General features: G+C 60.1%; 22 protein-coding genes. 10 read left to right on the top strand and 12 right to left on the bottom strand.

Annotated elements, in window-relative coordinates; all coding sequences use genetic code 11:
• The first annotated feature begins 137 nt into the window (after positions 1-137).
• The 3 genes from FMN63_RS27895 to FMN63_RS27905 are packed head-to-tail and all read left to right on the top strand — an operon-like array spanning position 138 to position 4155.
• Positions 138-1769, top strand: a complete 1632-nt coding sequence (locus FMN63_RS27895) for an FMN-binding glutamate synthase family protein (protein WP_148587441.1) — start codon at positions 138-140, stop codon at positions 1767-1769.
• 28 nt (positions 1770-1797) lie between these two features.
• The gene (locus FMN63_RS27900; protein ID WP_148587442.1) at positions 1798-3510 is read left to right on the top strand and encodes a thiamine pyrophosphate-dependent enzyme; all 1713 of its coding nucleotides are present in this window, start codon (positions 1798-1800) and stop codon (positions 3508-3510) included.
• A 48-nt stretch (positions 3511-3558) separates the two neighbouring features.
• A complete protein-coding gene (locus tag FMN63_RS27905; RefSeq protein WP_148587443.1) occupies positions 3559-4155 on the top strand; it encodes a DedA family protein in 597 nt (198 codons plus the stop codon).
• 205 nt (positions 4156-4360) lie between these two features.
• Here the strand turns inward: FMN63_RS27905 and FMN63_RS27910 are convergent, their stop codons facing one another.
• From FMN63_RS27910 to FMN63_RS27930, 5 genes are all read right to left on the bottom strand, one after another.
• A complete protein-coding gene (locus FMN63_RS27910; protein ID WP_148587444.1) occupies positions 4361-5011 on the bottom strand; it encodes a DUF6629 family protein in 651 nt (216 codons plus the stop codon).
• A gap of 143 nt (positions 5012-5154) precedes the next feature.
• Positions 5155-5466 (bottom strand): cytochrome o ubiquinol oxidase subunit IV, encoded by a 312-nt coding sequence (gene cyoD, locus FMN63_RS27915; RefSeq protein ID WP_148587445.1) that lies wholly within the window; start codon positions 5464-5466, stop codon positions 5155-5157.
• Complete coding sequence (locus FMN63_RS27920; protein ID WP_148587446.1) at positions 5463-6098, bottom strand: cytochrome c oxidase subunit 3; 636 nt, start codon at positions 6096-6098, stop codon at positions 5463-5465. Before FMN63_RS27920 ends, cyoD begins: the two co-directional genes overlap by 4 nt.
• Position 6099: 1 nt before the next feature.
• Positions 6100-8178: a cbb3-type cytochrome c oxidase subunit I gene (locus FMN63_RS27925; RefSeq protein WP_148587447.1), complete on the bottom strand. Its 2079-nt coding sequence runs from the start codon at positions 8176-8178 to the stop codon at positions 6100-6102.
• A 12-nt stretch (positions 8179-8190) separates the two neighbouring features.
• A complete protein-coding gene (locus FMN63_RS27930) occupies positions 8191-9162 on the bottom strand; it encodes a cytochrome c oxidase subunit II (RefSeq protein ID WP_148587448.1) in 972 nt (323 codons plus the stop codon).
• A gap of 853 nt (positions 9163-10015) precedes the next feature.
• Between FMN63_RS27930 and FMN63_RS27935 the strand changes: the two genes are divergently transcribed.
• Genes FMN63_RS27935 through FMN63_RS27965 form a run of 7 tightly spaced genes read left to right on the top strand, consistent with a single transcriptional unit; the run spans position 10016 to position 17963 of the window.
• On the top strand, positions 10016-11389 hold the full coding sequence (locus FMN63_RS27935) for a class II fumarate hydratase (RefSeq protein ID WP_286192786.1): 1374 nt from the start codon (positions 10016-10018) through the stop codon (positions 11387-11389).
• An 18-nt stretch (positions 11390-11407) separates the two neighbouring features.
• Complete coding sequence (gene sdhC, locus FMN63_RS27940; RefSeq protein WP_148587450.1) at positions 11408-11794, top strand: succinate dehydrogenase, cytochrome b556 subunit; 387 nt, start codon at positions 11408-11410, stop codon at positions 11792-11794.
• Between the two features lie 10 nt (positions 11795-11804).
• Positions 11805-12347, top strand: a complete 543-nt coding sequence (gene sdhD / locus FMN63_RS27945; protein WP_148587451.1) for a succinate dehydrogenase, hydrophobic membrane anchor protein — start codon at positions 11805-11807, stop codon at positions 12345-12347.
• 3 nt (positions 12348-12350) lie between these two features.
• On the top strand, positions 12351-14144 hold the full coding sequence (gene sdhA, locus FMN63_RS27950) for a succinate dehydrogenase flavoprotein subunit (RefSeq protein WP_148587452.1): 1794 nt from the start codon (positions 12351-12353) through the stop codon (positions 14142-14144).
• A 17-nt stretch (positions 14145-14161) separates the two neighbouring features.
• The gene (locus tag FMN63_RS27955) at positions 14162-14941 is read left to right on the top strand and encodes a succinate dehydrogenase iron-sulfur subunit (protein WP_148587453.1); all 780 of its coding nucleotides are present in this window, start codon (positions 14162-14164) and stop codon (positions 14939-14941) included.
• 7 nt (positions 14942-14948) lie between these two features.
• Positions 14949-16640 carry an NAD-dependent malic enzyme gene (locus tag FMN63_RS27960; protein ID WP_148587454.1) on the top strand — a complete coding sequence of 564 codons (1692 nt, stop codon included), beginning with the start codon at positions 14949-14951 and terminating at the stop codon, positions 16638-16640.
• 54 nt (positions 16641-16694) lie between these two features.
• Positions 16695-17963: an NAD(P)/FAD-dependent oxidoreductase gene (locus tag FMN63_RS27965; protein ID WP_148587455.1), complete on the top strand. Its 1269-nt coding sequence runs from the start codon at positions 16695-16697 to the stop codon at positions 17961-17963.
• Positions 17964-18157: 194 nt separating this feature from the next.
• Here the strand turns inward: FMN63_RS27965 and FMN63_RS27970 are convergent, their stop codons facing one another.
• The 7 genes from FMN63_RS27970 to FMN63_RS28000 form a co-directional block, all read right to left on the bottom strand.
• The gene (locus tag FMN63_RS27970; RefSeq protein WP_286192790.1) at positions 18158-18913 is read right to left on the bottom strand and encodes a Crp/Fnr family transcriptional regulator; all 756 of its coding nucleotides are present in this window, start codon (positions 18911-18913) and stop codon (positions 18158-18160) included.
• 5 nt (positions 18914-18918) lie between these two features.
• The gene (locus FMN63_RS27975) at positions 18919-19476 is read right to left on the bottom strand and encodes a c-type cytochrome (protein WP_148587456.1); all 558 of its coding nucleotides are present in this window, start codon (positions 19474-19476) and stop codon (positions 18919-18921) included.
• Between the two features lie 147 nt (positions 19477-19623).
• Positions 19624-20166, bottom strand: a complete 543-nt coding sequence (locus tag FMN63_RS27980) for a copper chaperone PCu(A)C (protein WP_148587457.1) — start codon at positions 20164-20166, stop codon at positions 19624-19626.
• A gap of 12 nt (positions 20167-20178) precedes the next feature.
• Positions 20179-20775, bottom strand: coding sequence for an SCO family protein (locus FMN63_RS27985; RefSeq protein WP_148587458.1), 597 nt, complete (start codon positions 20773-20775; stop codon positions 20179-20181).
• 4 nt (positions 20776-20779) lie between these two features.
• Positions 20780-21634: an ABC transporter ATP-binding protein gene (locus tag FMN63_RS27990; RefSeq protein ID WP_148587459.1), complete on the bottom strand. Its 855-nt coding sequence runs from the start codon at positions 21632-21634 to the stop codon at positions 20780-20782.
• The gene (locus tag FMN63_RS27995) at positions 21631-22341 is read right to left on the bottom strand and encodes a hypothetical protein (protein WP_148587460.1); all 711 of its coding nucleotides are present in this window, start codon (positions 22339-22341) and stop codon (positions 21631-21633) included. The genes FMN63_RS27990 and FMN63_RS27995 overlap by 4 nt, the downstream gene beginning before the upstream one ends.
• Complete coding sequence (locus FMN63_RS28000; protein ID WP_205514379.1) at positions 22338-23285, bottom strand: ABC transporter permease; 948 nt, start codon at positions 23283-23285, stop codon at positions 22338-22340. Before FMN63_RS28000 ends, FMN63_RS27995 begins: the two co-directional genes overlap by 4 nt.
• Between the last annotated feature and the right edge of the window lie 53 nt (positions 23286-23338).

Here is a 23338-nt window from a genome sequence, read left to right on the forward strand (position 1 = left end):
GATCCGAAACAAGTAAGAAACAAGAAAGACAGGTGCAAGGGCTTGACCGGAGTTAAGTAAGAATCCAGAAATGGTGCATGGGCACTGACGGCAGGTCACAGGCACGTTGCGTTGACCAAAAAAAGAAAGAAGACAAAATGAACAATCAACTGGCCAGCCTTCTTGATCTGTCAAAGCGCGCAATCGTCCCGATTATCGCAGCGGTTGGACTTCTGCTCGCTGTCGTCATGGGATGGATCTGGTTGGGCCTGGCAATGGCCGCCGTTGTCCTTCTAGGGCTGTACGATGCGTTCCAGACCCGCTGGTCGATTACGCGAAACTATCCCGTGGCCGGCCGGATCAGGTGGCTGTTCCACGATCTGCGACCCTATCTTCACAGCTATATCGTTGAGGACGATCTCGGCGGCACGCCCTATTCACTGTCGGCAAGACGTCTGGTTCATGCGCGCGCTGACGGTCTCACCGACACGCAGCCGTTCGGCACCGAACGCGACACCGACGAGGACACCTATCACTGGGTGGTTCATTCCATCGCACCCACCGAGAACCCGATTACATCGCCCCGGGTGGATGTTGGATCCGATCAGTGCAGCAAGCCCTATTCGGCCTCGGTCCTGAACATCTCCGCCATGAGCTTTGGCGCGCTTTCGGCCAATGCCGTGCGTGCGCTGAACCGCGGGGCCAAGCTGGGCGGATATTACCACGACACGGGCGAAGGCGGGCTTTCCCCCTATCACCTGGAGAACGGCGGCGACATCGTGTGGGAGCTCGGGTCCGGCTATTTCGGGGCGCGCGACAAGGATGGCAAGTTCGATCCGGAGAAATTCGCCGAAACCGCGCAGCGCGACGAGGTCAAGATGACCGAAATCAAGTTGAGCCAAGGCGCCAAGCCGGGCCACGGCGGCTTGTTGCCGGCGGCCAAGGTGACCGAGGAAATTGCAAAGATCCGACAGGTCCCCGCACATGAGGATTGCCTGTCGCCGCGTGGCCATTCGGCCTTTTCCACACCGATCGAGATGCTGGAGTTCGCCGCGAGGATGCGTGAGCTGTCCGGCGGCAAGCCCGTGGGCCTCAAGCTGTGCATTGGACAGCCACATGAACCCTTTGCCATCATGAAAGCGATCCTTGAGACAGGAATTCACCCCGATTTCATCGTCGTCGACGGCGGCGAGGGCGGCACCGGGGCCGCTCCTCTGGAACTGTCCGATTGGGTCGGCATGCCTCTGTCCGAAGGCCTGATCCTGATGCGCAACGCTCTGGTGGGGGCGGGCGTCAAATCGCAGATCAGGCTGGCGGCAAGCGGCAAGGTCTATTCCGGCATGGGGCTGGCGCGCAGCATCGCGCAGGGGGCGGACTGGTGCAACGCGGCGCGGGCCTTCATGTTCTCGGTCGGCTGCATCCAGGCTCAGCGCTGCCATCTCGGCACCTGCCCAACCGGTGTCACCGCACAGGACCCAAGCCGTCAACGCGGCCTTGTTCCCGAGGTTCAGGGCGAACGCTCGGCCCGGTTCCACGACAAGACCGTCAATGCCTTGATGGAGATTGTCGCTTCGGCCGGACTGGACCACCCGAGCGAGCTTGAGCCGCACCATCTGATGCATCGCAGCGGGCCCGAAAAGGGGGTGCCGATGGATCGGGTTCACACTTTCCTCAGCGAAGGGGCGCTTCTGGATGCCCCTGAAGACACCATCTACGCCGACTTCTGGCGCGCAGCGCAGGCGACCAGTTTCCGCCCCGCCATTGATCTCGCACGGGAACGCGCGAACTAACCAACTGATAAAAATAAGGAATACGAAAATGGCCAAGGTTGCCGATGTTGTCGTTGACACCCTTATCGAAGCTGGTGCGAAGCGCTGTTGGGGGATCGTGGGCGACACGATCAATCACTTCACCGATGCGGTCCGCCGCTCAGATCTGCGCTGGGTGCATGTACGCCACGAAGAGGCGGGTGGGCTTGCCGCTGGCGGCGAGGCCTTCTTCACCGGTGAACTGGCCGTCTGCGCAGGTACTTGTGGCCCCGGATCACTTCATTTCGTCAACGGCATCTTCGAGAGCCACCGCAACGGCGCACCCGTCCTCCTGATCGCAACGGACGTGGCGCGCGCCGAGACCGGTCTGGGCTTTCCCCAGGAGCTGGACCAGCGAAAGATCTATGAGCAATACAGCGTGTTCTGCGAATACATCTCGCATCCCGATCAAGCTCGCCGCATCATCGTGCAAGCCGCGCAGGCGGCCCTGACCAAAGGTGGCGTCGCGGTCGTCATCATCAACGGCGACATGTTTGAGGAAGACACCAAGGACGATCTGGCCTGGTCCGTCCATCGGCCCAAGTCGCGCCAACGACCCGCGGACGACGAGCTTGACGCCTTGGCGGACCGGCTCAACTCGGCGGGCAAGGTCACGCTTTATGCCGGGATCGGCGCGCGCGATGCCAAGCCCCAGCTGGTGGCCTTGGCCGAAAAGCTGGCCGCGCCCATCGCCCATACCTCCCGCTCGAAGGAATTTATCGAGCCCGACAACGACTACAACATCGGCATGATCGGCATCCTGGGCAACAAGGCGGGGGTCGAGGCCGTGGACCGCGCCGACGTGATGCTCTGCCTCGGCACGGATTTCGCCTATACGCAATTCTATCCCGGCAAGGAGAAGATCATCCAGGTCGATCACGACCCGGCGCATATCGGACGCCGCGCGCCGGTAGGCATGGGTCTTGTCGGCGACATCGGCCCGACCATTGAGGCGCTACTCGACCGACTGGACCAGAAGGAAGACAAGGGCCATCTCGACACCGCGCGCAAGCAGTGGAAAAAGGATCTTGAAGGCTACGTTTCCGAGGCCGACGAACACGATCCGTCGCTGATCCATCCGCAGTTCGTCGCCCACACGCTCGACCGGCTGGCGGCGCAGGACGCGATCTTTACCGCCGATGGCGGATCCCCGATGGTCTGGCTTTTGCGGCACCTGACGGCGAAGGGCCAACGGCGTTTCCTCACAAGCCTGCTGCACGGCACGATGGCCAATGCCTATCCGCAGGCCATGGGGGCCGCGGCCGCCTATCCCGGGCGCCAAGTCATCTCTCTGAGTGGTGACGGAGGCATGACCATGCTGATGGGCGATCTTCTGACGCTCAAGCAAGAGAAGCTGCCGATCAAGATTCTCATCTTCAACAACGGAAGCCTTGGCTTCGTCGAGATGGAGCAACGGGTCAGTGGCCTGCTCGACAGTTTCACCGGGCTGGAGAACCCCGATTTCTCCAAATTGGCTGAGGTGTGCGGTCTGAAGGGATGGCGGGTCGAGAATGCGAGTGATCTGGAAGGCGCGATGAAGGAATGGCTTGCCGCCGAAGGTCCCGCAATCCTCGACGTTCGCGTCAATCGGGTGGAACTGGTCATGCCCCCCAAAATTGAGGCCGGTCAGGTCGCCTCGACCGCGCTCTTCGGCATTAAGGCCGTGCTGGACGGGCGCACGCGCGAAGTCGTGTCGCTCTTGCGCGACAACTTCCTGCGATAGAGCGAGAGGAAAGCGATCCGTGCAGCGAGATGCAAGGCGAGATGAGCGATGAAGATCTCGCTCATCTCCAGCTGGGGACTGCTGGGCGGGAGCATCCCGGCGGCAGTCTTCGTAACGGTCCTTCTGGAAGCCTTCGGCTTGCCTCTGCCCGGCGAAAGCGCGCTGATTGCCGCCTCGGCCGCCGCCGGCGCGGGCGCAACACGCCTGCCGTATGTCTTCCTGGCGGCTTGGGCGGGGGCGGTCATTGGTGACAACATCGGTTACGTCATCGGGCATCGATATGGCCAGTCGCTGGTGGCACGCTATGGCGACCGCGTGGGCCTGACACAGGCGCGCTACGCGCGCGTTGAGGCCGCAACGGAGAAATACGGCGCGTTCATGGTCGTGTTCGCGCGGTTCTTCGTCGTGCTGCGCCAGTTCAACGGACTGGTTGCGGGATCGACGGGAATGCCCTGGATTCGGTTTCTGATCGCCAACATCGTCGGTGCAGCGGCCTGGGCCGGGCTCTGGACCGTGCTTGGCGGCAGAGCCGCGCGCTGGTTGACGCACCATCCGAACGCAATGCATGCGGTTCCGCTTGTGGTAATCGTTGCGCTCGTGATCTTCGTCGCCATTCGTCTGTTTCGAAGACGGCGCAAGCGCTGACGGCCACGCAATCCGTAACTTTTCGATGGGCCGGTCACACGGCAGAGGCGACGCTTTCATGCCCGTCTCTGATCGACATCATCTTACTCGACCCAGAACAGATCTGCGATATGGCAAGCCTGATCTTCCTGCCGGTCCCTGCCTTCGTGCCTCTTGGTGCGGCACGTCACGTTGCGCGCGGCGAGGGCAGGGGAACCTGCCCTTATCAAGGGACGGACGAGGACAGGATCTTTCCGTTTCGGAACTGCCAGTAGAGCATGACACTGATCACCGCGGCGTAAAAACACCAGACCGAGGAGAAGGCGTAAGATTTGGCAAGGATGATGATCGTGAGCCCGACCAGGTTGTAGACCCCGAACCACCGAACCACGCGGAAGCTCGACAGAACGAGTGCGCCGCAGGTGACAAAGATATAGGCAATGCCCGTCCACGTCGTTTCCGTTACCGGGTTGGAATAGACGATCGACCTGTTCTCGACGTAGCACGACGTCGGGTACGACATGACACCCCAGATCATGTAGGCCCCGAAAACAAGGGCGATCAGGGTGATTGCCGCCAATACCATGCGGCGCCAGCCGACATCTTCCAGCAGGAAAACGGACAGCGACATCAATATCGGCAGCAGTCCCTGTGCATAAAGCAGGAACAAAAACGCAGCATGATCGCGCGCCGTTTCACCAATTGTCCCGTCAAGTCCGAGCCAGACGAATCCCTCGGTGAACTGATGCAACGCGAAGAAAAGCGGCATCGCGGCAAAGAGGACATGGCGTGGATGACGGACATGGGTGAGCGTTGCGACCCCGACCGCGCCAATGGCGGCGCTGGCCACAAAATTCACTTCGGCGGAAAAACACATGGGACGCGTCCCCTGTCACTGAATTTGGTCTTGATATCGTAAAACTCCGCAGCACGAGAAATTTGAACTTTCCCTTGCAGCGGAGTTGGTACGAACAAATCCGGCCAGCCCGAAGAATGCGTCAGGGAGCCGACCGGATGCCGTTACATCATGCGCGTCATGAGATTGCCGAGGACCCAGACCGTTCCAGCGACCATGATGAGGATGATCAGGCCGGTGAACAGGATGAGCTGCAGCTCCTCGCGTTTCTGCCGCGACACGTCGATGTGCAGGAAGAAGCGGAAGTGGACGGCTATCTGCACCGCTGCCAGCACCGCGAGGGACGCGAAGATTCCGACGGAGCCGAAGGGTTGCAGGATCGCGGTCAGGAACGACAGGGCAGTCAGGATGACGGCGGCAATGAAGCCCGTGAAATACATGCGCAGGTCGTGCGCGCGTTCGTCCTTGTTGTTCATGACAGTAGCCCCGGAAGAAAGACGACCGAGAAGATCCCGATCCAGATGATGTCGAGAAAGTGCCAGTAGAGCCCCAGCCGGAGCACCCGTGTCTTGACGTCGCTGGCAAAGCCGAAGAAGGCGATCTGGACGCAGACAACCAGGATCATCAGGCTGCCCACGCTCACATGCAGCCCGTGCAACCCGACCAGCGCCCAATAGGAGCTGAGATAGCTCGAGCGCATCGGGACTGCCCCCTTTTCCGCCGCATCAATGAAGTCGCGGATTTCGAGACCCAGGAAGCACAGACCGAAAGCCAAGGAAGCCAGAAGCCAGAGGATCACGACACGTTTGGAGGAATGGTATTTCATCGCGACGGTTGCGACGCCGAAGAGCAGTGAGCTGATCAGCAGTGATCCGGTTTGGAGTGCGATGCTGGTCACATCGACGATGTCCGCGTTGCCCGGCCCTCCTGCGGTTGCCTGGATCGACGTCGCATAGATCGCGAAAAACATCGCGAATGTGACGAGATCGCTCATCAGGAAGACCCAGAACCCGAATACGACGGATTCGGCTTCTTCGTGGGCTTTTCCGTGGGAAGGGCCAAGGTTCAGCCCTGGATGGCGTCTGAGGTTGGTGTTCGACGTCGTCATCTCACGCCTCCGAAATGCGGGCGGCAATGCCGCGGTTGCTGGGCGAGACCTCGTCACGACGCTCGGTGCCCGGGCCTTCTGCGGCCAGGGCGATCCAGTCTTTCTCGGTCCGCTCGATCACAGACGCGGGGATGATCTCGCCCTTGTCGCGCACGAAGCCGAGGCCGATGGAATGGGTCAGCAACGCAAGTGCAGACAGCACGGCCAGCCACCAGATCCAGAACACCATGGCAAAACCAAACAGCGTGCCGAAGACGATGATGTTCAGGCCTATCCAGCTGGTCGGTGAAAGCTCGACGTCCTCGTAGGTGTCGCAGTCGATCTCGTAGGCCGTGCCTGCCGCTTTCTCTTTGGCGAAAGCATCCTGGCTGTTCACCGTGGGGATGAAGGCGAAGTTCCACTCCGGCACCGGTGCGGGCGAGGCCCATTCCAGGGTGCGCCCGTCCCAAGGGTCGCCACCTGGCACCGCAAGAGTATCGCGTCGCAGCGCCGAGACCACGAAGCTTCCGATCAGCGTACACAGGGCAGCGAGCACGCAGAGCGCCCCAACCATCGTCACGATCATGTAGGGAATGTAGCTGGGATCATCGAAGGCCGGGCTGCGCCGAGGCAGGCCCATCAGCCCGACCATGTAAAGCGGCATGAACGCGAAGGTGAACCCGATGATGAAGAGCCAGGCAGCCGTCGCCGACCAGCGTTCGTCCAGCCGGAAGCCAAAGAACTTCGGAAACCAGACGTAGATGCTGGCAAGCACGGCGAAGAGTGTGCCCGGCAGCAGCACGTTGTGGAAATGCGCGACCACGAACTGGCTGTTGTGCACGGCAAAGTTGACCGTCGGGTTGGCCAGCAGGATGCCGGTGTAACCGCCCACAGCGAAGAAGACGATGAACCCGGCGAGGTAGATGATTGGTGTGCGCATCCGGATCCGTCCGCCCCAAAGCGTTGCGATCCAGACATAGACCTTCACCCCCGTGGGGATCGCGATCAGCATGGTGGCGATGCCGAAGGCAACGTTGATCGTCGGGCTTTGTCCCATGGTAAAGAAGTGGTGCAGCCAGACAGTGAAGGACAGCACGGCGATGGCCATGGTCGCGATCACCAGTGACATGTAGCCGTAGATGCGCTTGCCCGAGAAGATTGCCGTGAACTCGGAGTAAAGGCCGAAGGCGGGCAGGATCAGGATATAGACCTCCGGATGGCCGAACATCCAGAACAGGTTGGCGAAGTTCATCATGTTTCCGCCAAGGTCGTTGGTGAAGAAGTGAAAATCGAGGTAGCGGTCAAGCGCCTGCATGATGACCACGGCCGTCAGTGGGGGAAGCGCGAAGATCAGGAGGATGGAGGTGCAGAGCGCCGTCCAGACGAAGATCGGCATCCGTAAAAAGGTCATGCCCGGGCAGCGCATCTTGTAGATGGTCACGGCAAAGTTCAGCCCGGTCAGCACCGTTCCGATGCCAGACAGGCCCAGTGACCAGATCCAGTAATCTGGCCCGGTTCCTGGTTGGAAGGCGACACCGGTATAGGGCGGATAACCGGTCCAGCCGCCGGTTGCGAACTGTCCGACCACGAGGCTGATCATCAACAGCATCGCGCCGACGATGGTGAAGCCGAGGCTGATCTGATTGAGACGCGGGAAGGCCACGTCGCGCGCCCCGATCTGCAGTGGCACCAAAAGGTTCATGAAACCGATCAGGAACGGCATCAAGACGAAGAAGATCATGATGGTGCCGTGGGTCGAGAAAAGCTCGGAGAAGTGATCTGGCGTCAGGTAGCCCCCCTGGTAGGAGGTCACATATTGCGAGCGCATCACAACGCCTTCGGCCACACCGCGCGCGAACATGACAAGGCCCACGACGATGTACATGATGCCGATCTTCTTGTGGTCGGTGGTGTTCAACCAGGTAAACAGCAGCGGCTTCCACCAGCCCTTGATCAGCAGCAAAGCGGCGACGATCACCGCACCGATGACGGCCAGCCAGCCAGCCGAGCTGCCGACGATGTTGCTTGCCGTAGGGTCGCGGAAAACGTCGAAGATCGCGATGTCGTCCCAGCCGAGACGACCAAAAATAAAGTGTTCCATGTTCTGTCGCTTCTACTGGTCGGACCCGGTGGGATCTGTGGCGGTATCGTGGTGCATATTGCCCATCTGGCTCATGTTGAAGTGGCTGTTGGCCAACAGCTTGTCACAAGGTCCATCGGGCAAGGCGCCTTTCGCGGGATCGAAGACTGTGCTGCCCGGCTGCGCCTCCGGCGGTACGGGAGTGCCCTGATGATAGCGGGCCACCACGCGGTCGAAGAGACAGGTATCGGCCAGAGGTCGAAGCGCGGGCGTATTGGAGTTGTACTCCTTCGCGCTGTCTCCGGAGACGAGCAGCTTGACGTAGCTTTCGGCATCGACCGTTTCGCCCGCAGCACCATTGACCCAGGCATCGAATTGCGCGTCCGAGACGGCGCGCATGGGTACTCGCATGTTCGCGAAACCGTAGCCGTTGAACTGGGTCTGGGTCGCGGTACCCTCACCCTCTCGATTGGCGGCAAGGTTCAGTTTGGTGACCATCCCCGGCATCGCGTAGATCTGCCCGGCAAAGCCGTTAGGCAGGAAACTTTGCATGTTCGTGTCAGTGGTTAGCCGGAAGGTAACGGGACGGTTGGCCGGGATGACGATCTGGTCCAGAGCGGCGACACCTTGGTCCGGGTAGATCGCGAGATAGCGGAAATCGATGCCCACAAGGTCGATCTCCAGCGGATTTTCCCCCAGGGGTGTGTAGGGATCGTACTTGAGCGTCGACTGGGCAAGCCAGTACGCCAGTACACAAATCACCAGAACCGGCACCCCCCAGATGGCCATTTCGTACCATTTGTTGAACTCCCACTGGGGCGTGTAGCGCGCGTTTCCACCGATCCGGTAGCGCCAGAGCATGATCGGGAGAAGGAGGATCGCGGGCAGAACCGCCACGAGGGCGATCAGCGATGCCCGCAGCAGATGGGTCGACTGATCTTCCAACACCGGACCTATCGGGCTGAAAATATCCGCGGCGACGGTCACGTCCGACCATCCGGCCAACACTGCCACTCCAGAGAGAATGGTGACCGCCCACCTCCATCCGCGAGGCAAGATTGCGCAGTGACGAGGGCTCATGCTGTCAGGGCTCCGGTAGTCGGGTGGGCGTTTGCCTTTCGGGTCATCGATGCCGGGCCGCTCAGGTCGCCCCCGGAACATCCAGCGTTCCGCCAATCACCGCTTCCGCGGGCGTTGGTCACATTTGTACCGATCGATGGCATTCGACCCCTCCAGCCAGGTTCAAGGTTTGAGTTGCAATTCGCGCCAGCAGGATGTTGGCACGGCAGCGCATTCGAAGAAAACATGAACCAATCAGTAAATATTCGCTCCGCACTTTTGAGAGTTTTAAAAAAAAATTCTGGTTTTGCAACTGATTACGTAGCGAAATTGACAATGGGCTCTCTTGCAGTTGTATCCGCGTGCTAATCGTCATGGTTGCATCGTCAAGTTGTTTCGATGCGTAGCGATAGCCGACATTTTCCGGTTCATGGCGTCATCTTGAAGGTATGGTCGTGATGTCAGGTTAATCGGCCGGCATATTTCGATCCGAACTTCCTCGCCCGGCAACGGACCGTTTCACAGGAAACGATGATGCCGCGTTCTCAACAGCGGCCCCCGTATCGGCTTGCCTTTACGGCAGGCAATACGATGAGTGTGTCACATGACCAGATGTTAACTTGATCGATCTCTCGGGAACCCGGAGAGTGTCGGAGCGTTACCGTCAAGAATTCGATTTATCTTCATCACAAACAGGAGACGCTGCCCAATGCGTCCTGATTCCTCACCGCTTACGCTTGCTCACCCTCTGCCGCCTATCGGGCTGAGCGCGCGGGGCACGCGGACGGAAAGCGATTCCATGGGTGAAATCGAGGTGCCCGCTGATCGCTATTGGGGCGCGCAGACCCAACGCTCGCTGGTTCATTTCTCGATTGCCGGTGATCGGATGCCAAAGCAGGTCTATCATGCTTATGGCTACGTCAAGAAGGCCGCCGCCAAGATTAACGCGGACGCAGGCCGTCTTGATCCAACGCTTGCCGCTGCCATCATACAAGCGTGTGACGAGACCATCGCTGGAAAGCTGGATGCGCATTATCCGCTTTTTGTCTGGCAGACCGGCTCTGGCACGCAATCGAACATGAACATCAACGAGGTCGTTTCCAACCGCGCAATCCAGATCCTTGGCGGGACATTGGGCAGCAAGGATCCGGTGCATCCCAACGATCACGTCAATATGGGACAGTCGTCAAACGACACTTTCCCGAGCGCGATGCATATCGCGACTGTCCTGGCGCTGCATGCGCAGGTCTTTCCTGCGATCGAGGCTTTGGCCAGCGTGTTCGAGCAGCGGGCGCAGGACTGGGCCGATATGCCAAAGATCGGGCGTACCCACTTGCAAGATGCAGTGCCGCTGTCGGTGGGCCAGGAATGGTCTGGTCATGGCGCGATGCTGCGTGACGGGCTCGAGCGGTTGCGCCAGGCCCGCGATGGGCTCTACCGGTTGGCCGCAGGGGGAACTGCGGTGGGCACGGGCTTGAACGCGCCGTCGGGATTCTCAGAGGCGATAGCATCCGAAATCGCAACTCTCACCGGACAACCCTTCATCACGGCCCCCAACAAGTTTGCAGCCCAGGCCTCGCTTGATCCGATGGTAGCGGTGATGTCGGCGCTACGGGGTCTGGCGGTGTCGGTGATGAAAATCGCCAACGATCTGCGCTGGCTTGCGTCGGGTCCGCGCTGCGGCCTGGCCGAACTTCACATGCCCGAGACGGAACCGGGCAGCTCGATCATGCCGGGCAAGGTCAACCCCACGCAATGCGAAGCGATGATGATGATCTGCCTGCAAATCATCGGGTTGGACACAGCGGTCGGAATGGCGGGGGGTATGGGGAATTTCCAGCTCAACGCGATGCGCCCGATCATCACGGCAAATGTGCTGCATGCGATTGACCTGCTGGGCGATGGTACGACCAATTTCTGCCGTTTCGCGGTCGAAGGGATCGCCCCGCGCAAAGAGGTGATTGCAGGATATCTGGAACGCTCACTGATGCTGGTGACCGCGCTCAGCCCCGAGATCGGCTATGACCGCGCCGCCGAGATTGCACATCTGGCCGAAGAAAACGACCTGAGCCTTCGTGAGGCCACGCTGAAGCTGGGCTACCTCACCGGCCCCGAATTTGACCGTATTGCCGATCCGAGCGCCATGATCGGCGATGGGATTGGCGGTGCCTGACAGGATGGAGAAATGGACATGACAGCACGCTCCACGACGCGACCGCTTTCACCGCATCTGCAGCACTACCGACCCGAAATCACCTCGATTTTGTCTGTGCTGCACCGCGCAACCGGGATCGTGCTGGGCTTGGGCGCCGTGGGGCTTGCGTGGTGGATTACCGCGCTTGCGTTGGGGGGCAGCGCTCAAAGCGTGACGCATTGGCTGCTCACGTCGTGGCTTGGGTATCTCGCGCTGTTTGGCTGGACCTTCGCGCTTGGTTTCCACCTTTGCAACGGGGTGCGTCATCTGTTCTGGGATGCCGGTATGGGCTTTGAAATGGACAGCGTACGGCGCAGTGGAAAGGCCGCCGTAGGGGGGGCACTTTTGCTGACGGTGATTGTCTGGATTGTGGTGATTGTGTGAGGGGGCGGCAATGAGTGACGCGAAAAACACTGATAAAAAAAGCAAGGCGGATGATGCCGCCAAAGACACCGCGAAGAACGACGATCAGCAGCATCAGAACGATAAACAAAAAGACGAAATCAAGGTCGCACGTACCCAGACCGATCCCTCATTGTTGACACGGCTCGCGCAGCGCACCGCCTATCGCCGCGCAACCGCACTCGGTGCTTCGGGCACGGGGGCTGCGATCTGGACGGTGCAACGCATGACGGCGCTGGCCCTGATCCCGTTGGCGCTCTGGTTTCTTGTCTCGATCCTCAGCATGCTGCATGCCCCTGCCACCACTGCCGCCGCCTGGCTTGGTGCGCCCTGGAATGCGGCGCTTATCGGCGCCTTTGTGCTCGTTGCGCTGCGCCACGGCACGATCGGATTTCGCGTTATCCTGGAAGATTACGTCCATTCCGAGGGCTGGCGCGTGGCATCCATCGCCCTTGTTTACGCGATTGCCGCGCTTTCGGCGCTTGCCACTGTCGTTGGGCTGGCTGTTCTCATTTTCACACATATCGGAGGCTGACCCATGGCCCGTTCCTATCAAGTCATCGATCATGCTTTCGATGTTGTTGTCCTTGGAGCCGGTGGCGCGGGCTTGCGGGCAACGTTGGGCATGGCCGAGGCGGGGCTCTCAACGGCCTGCGTCACCAAGGTGTTTCCCACGCGCAGCCACACGGCGGCGGCACAGGGCGGCATCGCCGCGGCCCTTGGCAACATCAAGGAGGATGATTGGCACTGGCATATGTATGACACTGTGGCAGGGTCTGTCTGGCTCGGCGATCAGGATGCGATCGCCTATCTGTGCCACGAGGCAATTCCAGCAGTCGTTGAGCTGGAACATATGGGCGTGCCATTTTCGCGTACCGAAGATGGGCGGATTTATCAGCGCAAGTTCGGCGGCCATACGACCCATTGCGCCGAAGGCGAGATGGCCGCGCGCTCTTGCGCTGCGGCGGATCGCACCGGACACGCCGTTTTGCACACTCTGTACCAACAATGCCTGAAACGGCGGGCCCAGTTCTTTGTGGAGTATTTCGCCACCGATTTGCTGATGGATGAAGACGGCACTTGTCGCGGGTTCATGGCTTTTTCGCTGGTCGATGGTACGATTCATCGCTTTCGAGGCAAGCAGACGGTGCTGGCGACGGGGGGATACGGCCGAATCTATGAAAGCTGCACGTCGGCGCACACCTGCACGGGCGATGGAGGAGCGATGGCGTTGCGCGCGGGTATACCGCTTCAGGATGGCGAGTTCGTTCAGTTTCACCCCACCGGCCTTAAAGGCCCTGGCGTGCTGATCACCGAGGGGGCACGGGGTGAGGGAGGCTACCTCACCAATTCCGAGGGCGAGCGTTTCATGCCCAAGTACGCCCCCCACGAAAAGGATCTCGCCAGCCGCGATATCGTCTCCCATGCCGAGGGGGTAGAAATGCGCGAGGGCCGGGGATGCGGCGAGAACGGGGATTATATCGAGCTTCACCTGGAAGATCTTGACGACGAGGTGCTTGAGAAGAAGTTGCCCGGAATTCTTGAGACGATCCGGGTGTTCAAGGGGATCGACGCACGCAAGGAGCCGGTTCCTGTCGTACCGACCGCGCATTACTGCATGGGCGGGATTCCCACCAATATCCACGGCGAGGTGATCGATCCTCGCCGGGGTGGGCCGGATGCGATTGTGCCAGGCCTGATGTGTATCGGCGAGGCCGCCTGTGTTTCGGTGCATGGCGCGAACCGGCTGGGAACGAACAGCTTGCTCGATATCATCGTCTTCGGGCGCGCTGCCGCCCTGCGCGCGGCCGAGATAGTGAACAAGGACGAAGACGTGCCGCCCGCCCCGAAGGCGACCGAAGAGGCCGCCCTGTCACGCTTTGACGCCTTGCGCCACAACGCCGCCGGCGCAAACGCGGGCGAATTGCGAGCGAAGTCACAAGCGATCATGCAAAAGCACTTTGGCGTCTTTCGCGACGAGGAGACGATGCAGGAAGGGATCGACGCAATGGCCGAACTGGCCGATGGTATCGATGATATCGGTTGCACCAGCCCCGACCTGCATTGGAACATGGAGCTGATGACCGCGCATGAGGTTAAAAACCTTTATGACCAGTCGATTGTGGTCGCGCAATCATCCCTCAATCGCACCGAAAGCAGGGGCGCCCATCTGCGCGATGACTATGAGGAACGCGACGACGAGGGCTGGCTGAAACACACCGTCGCGTGGTTGGACGAGGCACGCAAGGTCGAGATCGACTACCGCCCGGTGCATCTGGAAACCGGGCGCGATGATGCCAAACCCTTTCCGCCTACCGAGCGCAAAATCTGAAGAAAAGGAGGTCTGCAATGGCCGAGTTCCGTCTGCCGCCTAATTCGCGCCTCGGGCAAGGTAAAACCTGGGATAGCCCGAGTGATGCGAAGAAACCCCGTGAGTTTCGCGTCTACCGCTTCGATCCGGCGAGCGACGATCACCCGCGAATGGACAGCTTCACCCTTGATCTGGACGAAACCGGGCCGATGGTACTGGATGCGATCCTCAAGATTATCGACGAGGTAGACCCCTCGCTGGCGTTGCGCCGCTCATGCCGCGAAGGGGTTTGCGGTTCCTGCGCGATGAACATCAACGGCAAGAACGGACTGGCCTGTCTGACCCATATCGATGAACAGGGTGACGGCCCGATCACGCTGACACCGCTGCCCCATCTCGAGATCATCAAGGATCTCGTCGGCAGTCTGGAAACTCTTTACGCGCAATATGAAATGATCGAGCCGTGGATGAAGGCAGATGGCCCCGAACCCGAGCGCGAGCGCCTGCAAACGCCCGAAGACCGCGAAAAACTCAACGGCAGTTATGAGTGCGTCCTGTGTTTCTGCTGCGCGACCGCATGCCCTTCCTATTGGTGGAACGGCGACAAATACCTGGGCCCCGCCGTGCTGTTGCAGGCTCATCGCTGGCTGGCGGATTCACGTGACGACCATACCGGCGAACGCCTTGACGCGCTGGATGACCCGTTTCGCCTTTATCGCTGCCATACGATCATGAACTGCACCTCGGCCTGCCCCAAGGGGCTGAATCCGGCCAAGGCGATCGCCGAAACCAAACGCAAGCTTGCCCAACGCCGTTGAGGACACCATGACCAATAAAACCAATTCTGCGCAACGCGTCACAAAACGCGGCATCGATCTGCTGGATGATCCGCTGTTGAACAAGGGCACAGCCTTTCGCGAGGATGAACGCGATGCGTTTGGGGTGCGCGGGTTGGTGCCGCCGCATGTCGAAACGCTGGAAGACCAATGCGCCCGCGCGAAAATCGCGCTCGATGAGGTGGACGTGCCGATCCAGAAATATCTGCGGTTGCGCCAGATGCAGGACGACAACGAGGTTCTGTTCTACAAACTCATTTCCGAACATCTCACTGAAATACTGCCATTGATCTACACGCCCACCGTGGGCGAGGGCTGCGAGGAATTCTCGCGCCATTGGGAGCATCCGCGCGGCCTGTTCCTTTCCCCACCCGATCAGAGCAAGCTCGACGACATCTTTGCCGATCCGCGGTTCGACGCCGTGGAGGTGATTGTGGTGTCGGATGGCGAGCGGATTCTCGGCCTTGGTGATCAGGGCGCCAACGGCATGGGTATCCCGATTGGCAAGTTGTCGCTTTATACCGCCTGTGGCGGGATCGACCCGAACAAGACACTGCCGATCCTGCTGGATACCGGCACCGACAATGAAGATCGGCGCAACGATCCGCGCTATATCGGCTGGCGCCACGCGCGGGTGCGCGGCGAGGAGTACGATGATTTCGTCGAGGCATTTGTCACTGCCGTCAAGAAGCGCTGGCCCCATGTGTTGCTGCAATGGGAGGATTTTGCGCGCGGCAATGCGCTGCGCCTGCTGGAGCGCTACAAAGACCATCTGTGCACCTTCAACGACGATGTGCAAGGCACAGCGGCTGTCGCGGCCGGCACCTTGCTGGCGGCAAGCAAGGCGAAGGGTGAGGGGCTTGGCGATCAGGTTGTGGTGATCTTTGGCGCGGGCTCTGCCGGATGCGGAATTGGGCGTCTGATCCTGCGGCTGATGCAGGACGAGGGGCTGAGCGAGGCCGAGGCACGCGCAAGATTCTATGCGATGGACGCTAACGGGCTGGTGCTGGACGACGCCGATCTGCAAGATTTCCAGAAACCCTTTGCGCGTTCACGTGACGATATCGCGGATTGGAAGTGTGCTGACAAGGACCGGATTGATCTGATCGACGTGCTTCGCAACATCAAGGCCACCGTCTTGCTGGGCACGTCAGGGCAGGCGGGTGCCTTTGACCAGAGCTGCATCACCGAAATGGCTTCGAAGGTCGAGCGCCCGGTCATTCTGCCGCTGTCCAACCCGGTTTCGAAATCCGAGGCCAGGCCGCAGGACATCGTGGATTGGACGGATGGCAAGGCGATGATCGGTACGGGCAGCCCATTTGATCCGGTCAAGATCGGCGGCAAGAGTTACACGGTCGATCAGACCAATAACGCTTATGTTTTCCCGGGTGTCGGGCTTGGTGTGCTGGCGGCCCGGGCCACTCGCGTGAGTGAGCAGATGTTTGTCGCTGCCGCCAAGGCACTTGCGCAGACCGCGAAGACCAGCACCGAGGGGCCGGGCCATATGCTGCCACCCACCTCGGAATTGCGCCGCGTCGCCGTCGAGATCGCCAAAGCCGTTGCTCGCTCTGCGGTGGCCGAAGGGCTGGCAGAGGCGCAAGCAGTTGGCGGAGCCGCGCTTGACGACGAAGTAGAGGCGCGGATGTGGCACCCTGTCTATCGCGATTTCAAGGCGGAGTAACAGGGGGGCAACAGCCTCACCGTTGCGAATTCAAGAAGGTCTGGACGGCAGGTAATGCAAACATTTCCCATTGTGATTGTCGGTGGTGGCGCAGGCGGGTTGGAACTGGCGGTGGGACTTGCCAGAAACGGCCATCCGGACCTGCTTTTGATCGACAAGAGCCCAACCCATATCTGGAAACCGCGCCTGCATGAGGTGGCAGCCGGTAGCGGGCCGGGCGAGATTGACGAGATCGGCTACGCGACTTTGGCGGAAAAATGGGGCTTTGCGTTTCAGCAAGGCAGTCTGGCCGATATCTCGGCTGAGGATCGCACGATAACGCTGGCGGCGATGACGCAAGACACACAAAGTCATGTCGTGCCGCCACGCCAGATCGGCTATCAGGCTCTGGTGCTTGCAATTGGCGGCGGCACGCCGGATTTCGGCGTTGAGGGTGTCCGCGAACATGCCGCGATGCTGGATGATGTCGAAGGAGCCAAGGCGTTGTTTTCCCGGCTGTCACACCGCCTGCTGGCGCATCACGCCAACAACACCGGCCGGCCGTTTCAGATTGTTGTCGCAGGATCGGGCGCCACCGGTGTCGAGCTTGCCGCTCATCTCAAGAATGATCTTCACTGTACAGCACTGGCGCCGCATTCGGATTTGCCACCTGTCGATGTGACCATTCTCGAAGGAGCCGATCAGATCCTGGGCGGTGTTGATGACGAGGTTCGTTCTGTCGTGAGAGATCAGCTTGAGACAGCCGGTGTGCGCGTTGAGACCGGTCAACAGATCTGCAAGGTCATGGCAAATGCGGTTGAGACCAAATCGGGCCAGACGTTCAAGGCCGATGTGACGATCTGGGCCACGGGCACTTCAGGCCCTGCGATTGCCGGTGACATTGCTGCGCTTGAGACCAACAAGAAGGGCCAGTGGAGTGTCAGGCCTTCCCTGCAAAGCACGCAATCGGATGCGATCTTTGCGCTTGGCGATTGTTGCGCAATTACCGACACCCCGGCTCCGACGACCGCGCAAGCCGCCAGTGAGCAGGCCGAACATCTCATTCATGCGCTGCCGCGCTGGCTGAAGAATGAACCGATAGACGCGTTCGAGTTCCGCAACAAGGGAACCTTGTTGTCTCTGGGAGACGCCGGAACGGTCGGCACTTTGAAGTCGTGGTTTCACACCGATATATCCATCAATGGCCGCCTGGCCCACGCTGCCTACCGGGGTCTCTATCATCAACACCAATTCCGCATATTGGGGCCATTGAAAGGCTCCGAAGAATTTGCGGCAGACCTGTTTGAGCGCGCCGCCGGTCCACGGCTTAAAGTATACGGATAGGCCGGGTTGGCTTTCGCGCGTTTCGACAAACACGACGAACGGAAACGAAATGCTGCCCTGCGCTCACTCAAAATTGCGGAGCCGTGTTGCTTTCTTTTGAGATGTATAAATATTCCATAATACAAATTACGCGATAGTTGTTAAGTTTTTGAAAAATATAGATTGTTAGAGAAGTTGGCGCGCGGTATGAGCCGTTACGTTGCCAAGCCATGCAGCAATTCATAGTTTTCGACCGACAGCTTGTTTCTGCTTACCGAAATCAGACCCTTCTTCTGGAACTTGTCCAATGTCATCGTGACCCACTGCCGCGTTGAGCCGACAATTGCAGCGAGATGTTCATGGGTGATCTTTTTCTCGATGACGAGCCGATTGCCTTCCGATCTGCCGTGCGTGTCCGCAAGAATGATCAGCAATTGCGCAAGGCGTTCGGTGACTGAACGCGTTCCCAGCATTTGAACCAGAGCGGAATAGCATTTCCCCTTGGCCACCAGCCCGTTGATGATGCAGATGGCGAAGGACGGCATCGTGTCGATCAGCTGCCGAATGCGCGCGCCGGTCAGGTAGAGCAGTTCGACTTCTTCCTGTGCGTCCGCCGACCACATATGCGTGCCGCCTCCGAATATTTCGGGCCCGCCGACGAAATGCCCGCGCGTCCAAAGAGCCAGGGTGATCTCCCGGCCCGACGGACCGGCATAGAACGTTCGCACCGTGCCTTTTTCGATCAGCCAGATACCGCTGTGGCGATCACCCTGGAAGAACACGCCCTCCCCTTTTCCGAACCGGACAACAGAGCCCGCGGACCTGACCGTAGCAAGGTCCCTCTCGTTCAGCCGGCTGAGGAAATCCGCTCCTTCGTCCAGATCGGAAAGCACTTCGCTCAGATAGACGGCAGAGACCCGGTCCGGGGCCTCGACTGCCTGTTCCTTCATTCTGTTCGGGTCACGTAACATCTTGTTCAAGGTGTCCTCTCCGGTCTTTTCTGCGCGGCAATGTAGGCAGCCAGGGGTTCGATATCCGCCTCCGGCAGCTGGGAAGCGATGGTCTGCATGACGCCACCTGGATCGTTACCGCGTTTCCCCTGCCGAAAGTCCTGGAGCTGCTTGACGAGATATTCCGGGTGCTGCGCCTCCAGCCAGGGCGCCAGCGGCACGTCAGGATCCGTACTGCCGTGGCAGGACAGGCAGGCCGGAATACCGCTTCGCCCCTGACGAAAGAGCTGTTCGGCACTCGGCCGACTGCCCGCGTCTGACGGGGAAACAGGTTCAGGCGGTGCCAGGCGTGCGAAATAGTCGGCAATCGCCGGCAGGGCGTTCGGATCGATCTCGGTCGTGATCGCCTGCATCTGCCCACCGTCATTTTCCCGCGTGCCGGAATGAAAGTCCCGAAATTGCTTGATGACGTAAGCCGGTCTTTGCCCCGCCAGTTTCGGAAACTTCGGCATGCGGCTGATACCGTCCAGGGAATGGCAGAGACCGCAAGTTTCCCATGGCTGCATACCGCTCGTGTCGATCATGTCCGCCTGCGCGGCTGTCGTTCGGCCGGCGAGGACCAACAGAAAGAGGCATAGCGCAAGGGCGGTCTTCCGAGCTGGAGGACGGGTTGCCGTCGCAGGCAATCCGGTTGCCTCGATTTTTCCCTGACGGGCCACGCCGAGCGGTCCTCAGTTCATCTTCATGGTGCTGTGATCGTGAGCGCCGACCGGCATTTCTCCCGGATTTACGACACTCACCTCAACCTCGATCGCTTGCCCGGAGCCGAAAACGAGGGTCAGGGGAAAGCTGTCGCCCGGATGGTAAGTCTGCTCGGCTCCCATCAGCATGATGTGAAGACCGCCCGGGGCAAACCGGACGCTCTCTCCCTTGGGCACGGTGAGCTGCGCGACCGGTTCCATGGTCATGAGACCATCCGCCATGGCGGTCTTGTGAAGATGTGTCATTGCGAATGCGGGGCTTTCCACACCCACAAGGTCAACATTGGCCCCGCTCGCGTTTTCCAGGAGCAGATAGACCGCCATGGTGCCAATGCCTGGTGCCGCAGCAGGTGACATCGCTTCACTGACGACAACTCCAGACATCTTCTGGTCGCTCATATGGGCGTGGGTGTGGTCTCCGCCGGCCAGTGCGGGCCCCTGCGAGAGAACCGTCACAGTTAATGCGCAAGCCATTCCAGCGAGGAGTTTGCTACGAAGATTGCTGACAAGCATGGAAAGTTCCTCTCAGTTGGTGACGTCCAGTCCGCGCATGTGGCGGAACAGGTAAGTCGCGGTATTGACCGGATGAAAAGGCGGGCTGATCTTCGCGGTGATGGCACCGTCAGGATTGATTACGGTGACGGCCGCGCTGTGGGTGACGTCGTAGGCGTCGTCGTCGGCCCCCGACTTTTCCAGTCGGTAGAAGCCGTCAATGCTTGCCACGAGCTTGTCGATTTCCGCCCGCTCACCAGTGATGCCGGTGAAAGAAATCCCGAAATGCGCGACATAATCGGCCAGCAGCTCTGCATCCCGGTCCGGATCCACAGCCAGAAAAACCACTTCCGGAAGCTTTTCGGGCGTCATCATCTGGGAGAGTTCGGTTCGCACCGCCTCCAGATTGGCGAGCGTGAACGGGCAGACATCCGGGCAATGGGTGTAACCGAGAAACATCAGGGTCCATTGCCCCGCCAGGCCGTCCTGCGTGAACGGGGTTCCGTCCTGTGCACGCAGGGAGAAGTCATCGACCTTGACCGGGTCGTCCAGGATAACGCCCTGGACGCCCTGCGCCGCGACACCAAGCGGGAGGAGGAAAAGCACCAATGCCAGGAAAACGCGCGCCATGGGATCACCTGTTCTGCTGTTCGAAAGCTCTCAGGCTTTCGGAACGGATCTGGTCGAGGCAGATCTTCTTCAGCGCCATGAACTCGGCCCCGGTCGCCATCGCCGGGTCGCGTGGACGCGGCAGCGTGACCTGAAGATCGTCGATGATCGAGCCCGGGCTGGCGCTCATGACCAGCACCCGGTCCGCCAGAAAGATCGCCTCGTCGACATCATGGGTGACGAAAACGACCGTGATGCCGAACTCGCTCCAGATCGACAGCAGATTTTCCTGCATCATCAGCCGGGTTTGGGCATCGAGCGCACCGAACGGCTCGTCCATAAGGAGCACCGAGGGGTAATTCGCGAGCGCCCGTGCAATCCCGACCCGCTGCTGCATGCCGCCGGAAAGCTCCGAGGGATATTTGTCTGCGAACCGGGACAGGCCGACCATTTCCAGGAACGTGTTGGCGATGGAGCTGCATTCGACATTGCTCCGACCGGCAACCTTTGGCCCGAAGGCTATGTTGTCGCGGATGGTCTTCCACGGAAACAGCGAATACTGCTGAAACACCATGCCGCGGTCCGGCCCCGGAGCCTTGACCGGCTTGCCATCGACGCTGACCACGCCGCTGGTGGGCGTGATGTATCCGGCGATCGAGCTTAGGAGGGTGGATTTTCCGCATCCGGAGGGGCCGAGGATGCAGACGAATTCTCCGGGCTTGATATCAAGTGAGGTCTTCGTCACGGCCTGGTTGGCGTTGGCGCCTTTGCCGAAGACGATTTCGACATCCTCGATCACGATATGGCCAATGTCCTTTTTGGAGGCGGCAAGGGCCCGGTGTGGAATGTGTTCCGTCAGAGACACGACTTGGGTGTTCATGCATGCACTCCTTTCGCAGAGGAAATCTTGTCTTGCTGATCTCTTGCGCTCGTGGCGGGTGTCCCGGGAGGGGTGGCGAGAGCCAGCGCGGTCGCCGCGAGCAGGCCATAGCCGCCCATTGTGAGATACGGGCCGATCGGCTCGATCCAGAAGGACGCCGAGACACCGAGACCGAGCATGGACAGGCCGACGATCCACGATGGCGTGGCGCAGCACACGACCCAGCTCATGGTGGCCGAGGTGAGCGCCACGAAGCCGGCACCCACACCCGTGGCGGTGCCCGCCTTGAACCGCGTTGCCGTGGAACACGCGCTCTTCGCTCTGAGCAGCAGGATGTTGACTGCGAGCAGACCGGCGAGGACGGCGACCAACATCACCTTGTAGGGCAGGATATTCAGCGCCCATTCGGAAATGCCGTGTCCGTAGTCGTAGTTCATGTAACCGAACTCGAGCAGGTATTCCTCGGCGACGATCGGAGGAACGTCGCTGAAGGAGGGCGTCGAGCGGAAGATGGTCCACACATTCTTCGGCCAGTTGTAGGCGGTCGCATAGTTTGGCAATGCGCCGAACCGGACGATCAGTGCCGCCATCAGCAGGAGATAATAGCCCACCGTGAAACCCGCGGTGAGCGCCAGCCACAGGCCGAGCCTGGACCGGATCGTACCGGCCGCAACCGCCAGTCTGGAACCGAGAGCGAGGGCCATCATCTTGCCCTCTTCTGCCAGGCCAGCAGTGGTTTCATGCCGATTTTCACTGCGTAGGTGGACAGTGTGCCAAGACCGCCGATCACCAGCATGCCGACGATGATGTCCGGGTAGTTGATCAGCGAGTAGGCGTTCCAGGTGAAATAGCCGATGCCGTACTGGCCGGAGATGATCTCACCGGCCAGCAGCGAGAACCAGCTCACCCCCATGCCGATGGCCAGGCCCGCCGCGATGCTCGGCAGGGCCGCCGGCAGGATAACGTGCCAGAAGATCTGTAGCCGGGATGCGCCGAGCGATTTTGCCGCCCGAACAAGCACCTCCGGCGTCTGCTCAACTCCGTGCAAGGTATTGAGAACGATTGGGAACAGAGCGCCCAGCAGCGTGATGTAGATGATCGAGGCTTCCTCGGTCGGCCACATCAGGATAGCGAGCGGGATCCAGGCGACGGCCGGGATCGGGCGCAGAACCTCGATATAGGGATAGATCAGCGACCAGGCGATTTTCGAGCGTCCCATCAGAACACCCGCGGCAATTCCGATCACCGACGCGGTGACATAGCCGATCAGGATCCGCTGCATGGAAACACCGATATGGATATAGAACTCGCCGTCGCCGAGGTGCGTCCAGAAGGCCGCGAAAACCTTGCCGGGCGAGGGAATGTTTTCGAAATTGATGTAGAAATCGACCTTGTAAGCCGTCGCCAGCTGCCAGAACACAATGCCCGCGGCGAGCGAGACGAGACTCAATACGATACTGACCCCATGTTTCTTCAGAAGGTCGTAAGTGCTCGACGTGCAGCCGCGCACCGCCTTCAGAACATCCTTTCCGGACAGGCCGGGCGCGTCCGCGAAACCGACCAGGTCTTCCTTTCTTTGGGTGGGGGTGGAGGGCTCCGGCTCCGCATCCCTGACTTCGGCCACATCAGTGGCCTGACCCAAGTTACTCATGAAACTCTCCCTCAATAGACGGCTGTGGACCCGGGCGCGAACGGGCGAAAATC

Origin of the sequence: Stappia sp. BW2 (genome assembly GCF_008107695.1) — a bacterium.
Lineage (GTDB): Bacteria > Pseudomonadota > Alphaproteobacteria > Rhizobiales > Stappiaceae > Roseibium.

What these genes read in the sequence shown, in the direction of transcription:
- FMN63_RS27895 (WP_148587441.1), top strand. Translation starts at nt 138, where the DNA reads ATGAACAATCAACTGGCCAGCCTTCTTGATCTGTCAAAGCGCGCAATC.
- FMN63_RS27900 (WP_148587442.1), top strand. Translation starts at nt 1,798, where the DNA reads ATGGCCAAGGTTGCCGATGTTGTCGTTGACACCCTTATCGAAGCTGGT.
- FMN63_RS27905 (WP_148587443.1), top strand. Translation starts at nt 3,559, where the DNA reads ATGAAGATCTCGCTCATCTCCAGCTGGGGACTGCTGGGCGGGAGCATC.
- FMN63_RS27910 (WP_148587444.1), bottom strand. Translation starts at nt 5,011, where the DNA reads ATGTGTTTTTCCGCCGAAGTGAATTTTGTGGCCAGCGCCGCCATTGGC.
- cyoD (WP_148587445.1), bottom strand. Translation starts at nt 5,466, where the DNA reads ATGAACAACAAGGACGAACGCGCGCACGACCTGCGCATGTATTTCACG.
- FMN63_RS27920 (WP_148587446.1), bottom strand. Translation starts at nt 6,098, where the DNA reads ATGACGACGTCGAACACCAACCTCAGACGCCATCCAGGGCTGAACCTT.
- FMN63_RS27925 (WP_148587447.1), bottom strand. Translation starts at nt 8,178, where the DNA reads ATGGAACACTTTATTTTTGGTCGTCTCGGCTGGGACGACATCGCGATC.
- FMN63_RS27935 (WP_286192786.1), top strand. Translation starts at nt 10,016, where the DNA reads ATGGGTGAAATCGAGGTGCCCGCTGATCGCTATTGGGGCGCGCAGACC.
- sdhC (WP_148587450.1), top strand. Translation starts at nt 11,408, where the DNA reads ATGACAGCACGCTCCACGACGCGACCGCTTTCACCGCATCTGCAGCAC.
- sdhD (WP_148587451.1), top strand. Translation starts at nt 11,805, where the DNA reads ATGAGTGACGCGAAAAACACTGATAAAAAAAGCAAGGCGGATGATGCC.
- sdhA (WP_148587452.1), top strand. Translation starts at nt 12,351, where the DNA reads ATGGCCCGTTCCTATCAAGTCATCGATCATGCTTTCGATGTTGTTGTC.
- FMN63_RS27955 (WP_148587453.1), top strand. Translation starts at nt 14,162, where the DNA reads ATGGCCGAGTTCCGTCTGCCGCCTAATTCGCGCCTCGGGCAAGGTAAA.
- FMN63_RS27960 (WP_148587454.1), top strand. Translation starts at nt 14,949, where the DNA reads ATGACCAATAAAACCAATTCTGCGCAACGCGTCACAAAACGCGGCATC.
- FMN63_RS27965 (WP_148587455.1), top strand. Translation starts at nt 16,695, where the DNA reads ATGCAAACATTTCCCATTGTGATTGTCGGTGGTGGCGCAGGCGGGTTG.
- FMN63_RS27970 (WP_286192790.1), bottom strand. Translation starts at nt 18,913, where the DNA reads ATGTTACGTGACCCGAACAGAATGAAGGAACAGGCAGTCGAGGCCCCG.
- FMN63_RS27975 (WP_148587456.1), bottom strand. Translation starts at nt 19,476, where the DNA reads ATGATCGACACGAGCGGTATGCAGCCATGGGAAACTTGCGGTCTCTGC.
- FMN63_RS27980 (WP_148587457.1), bottom strand. Translation starts at nt 20,166, where the DNA reads ATGCTTGTCAGCAATCTTCGTAGCAAACTCCTCGCTGGAATGGCTTGC.
- FMN63_RS27985 (WP_148587458.1), bottom strand. Translation starts at nt 20,775, where the DNA reads ATGGCGCGCGTTTTCCTGGCATTGGTGCTTTTCCTCCTCCCGCTTGGT.
- FMN63_RS27990 (WP_148587459.1), bottom strand. Translation starts at nt 21,634, where the DNA reads ATGAACACCCAAGTCGTGTCTCTGACGGAACACATTCCACACCGGGCC.
- FMN63_RS27995 (WP_148587460.1), bottom strand. Translation starts at nt 22,341, where the DNA reads ATGATGGCCCTCGCTCTCGGTTCCAGACTGGCGGTTGCGGCCGGTACG.
- FMN63_RS28000 (WP_205514379.1), bottom strand. Translation starts at nt 23,285, where the DNA reads ATGAGTAACTTGGGTCAGGCCACTGATGTGGCCGAAGTCAGGGATGCG.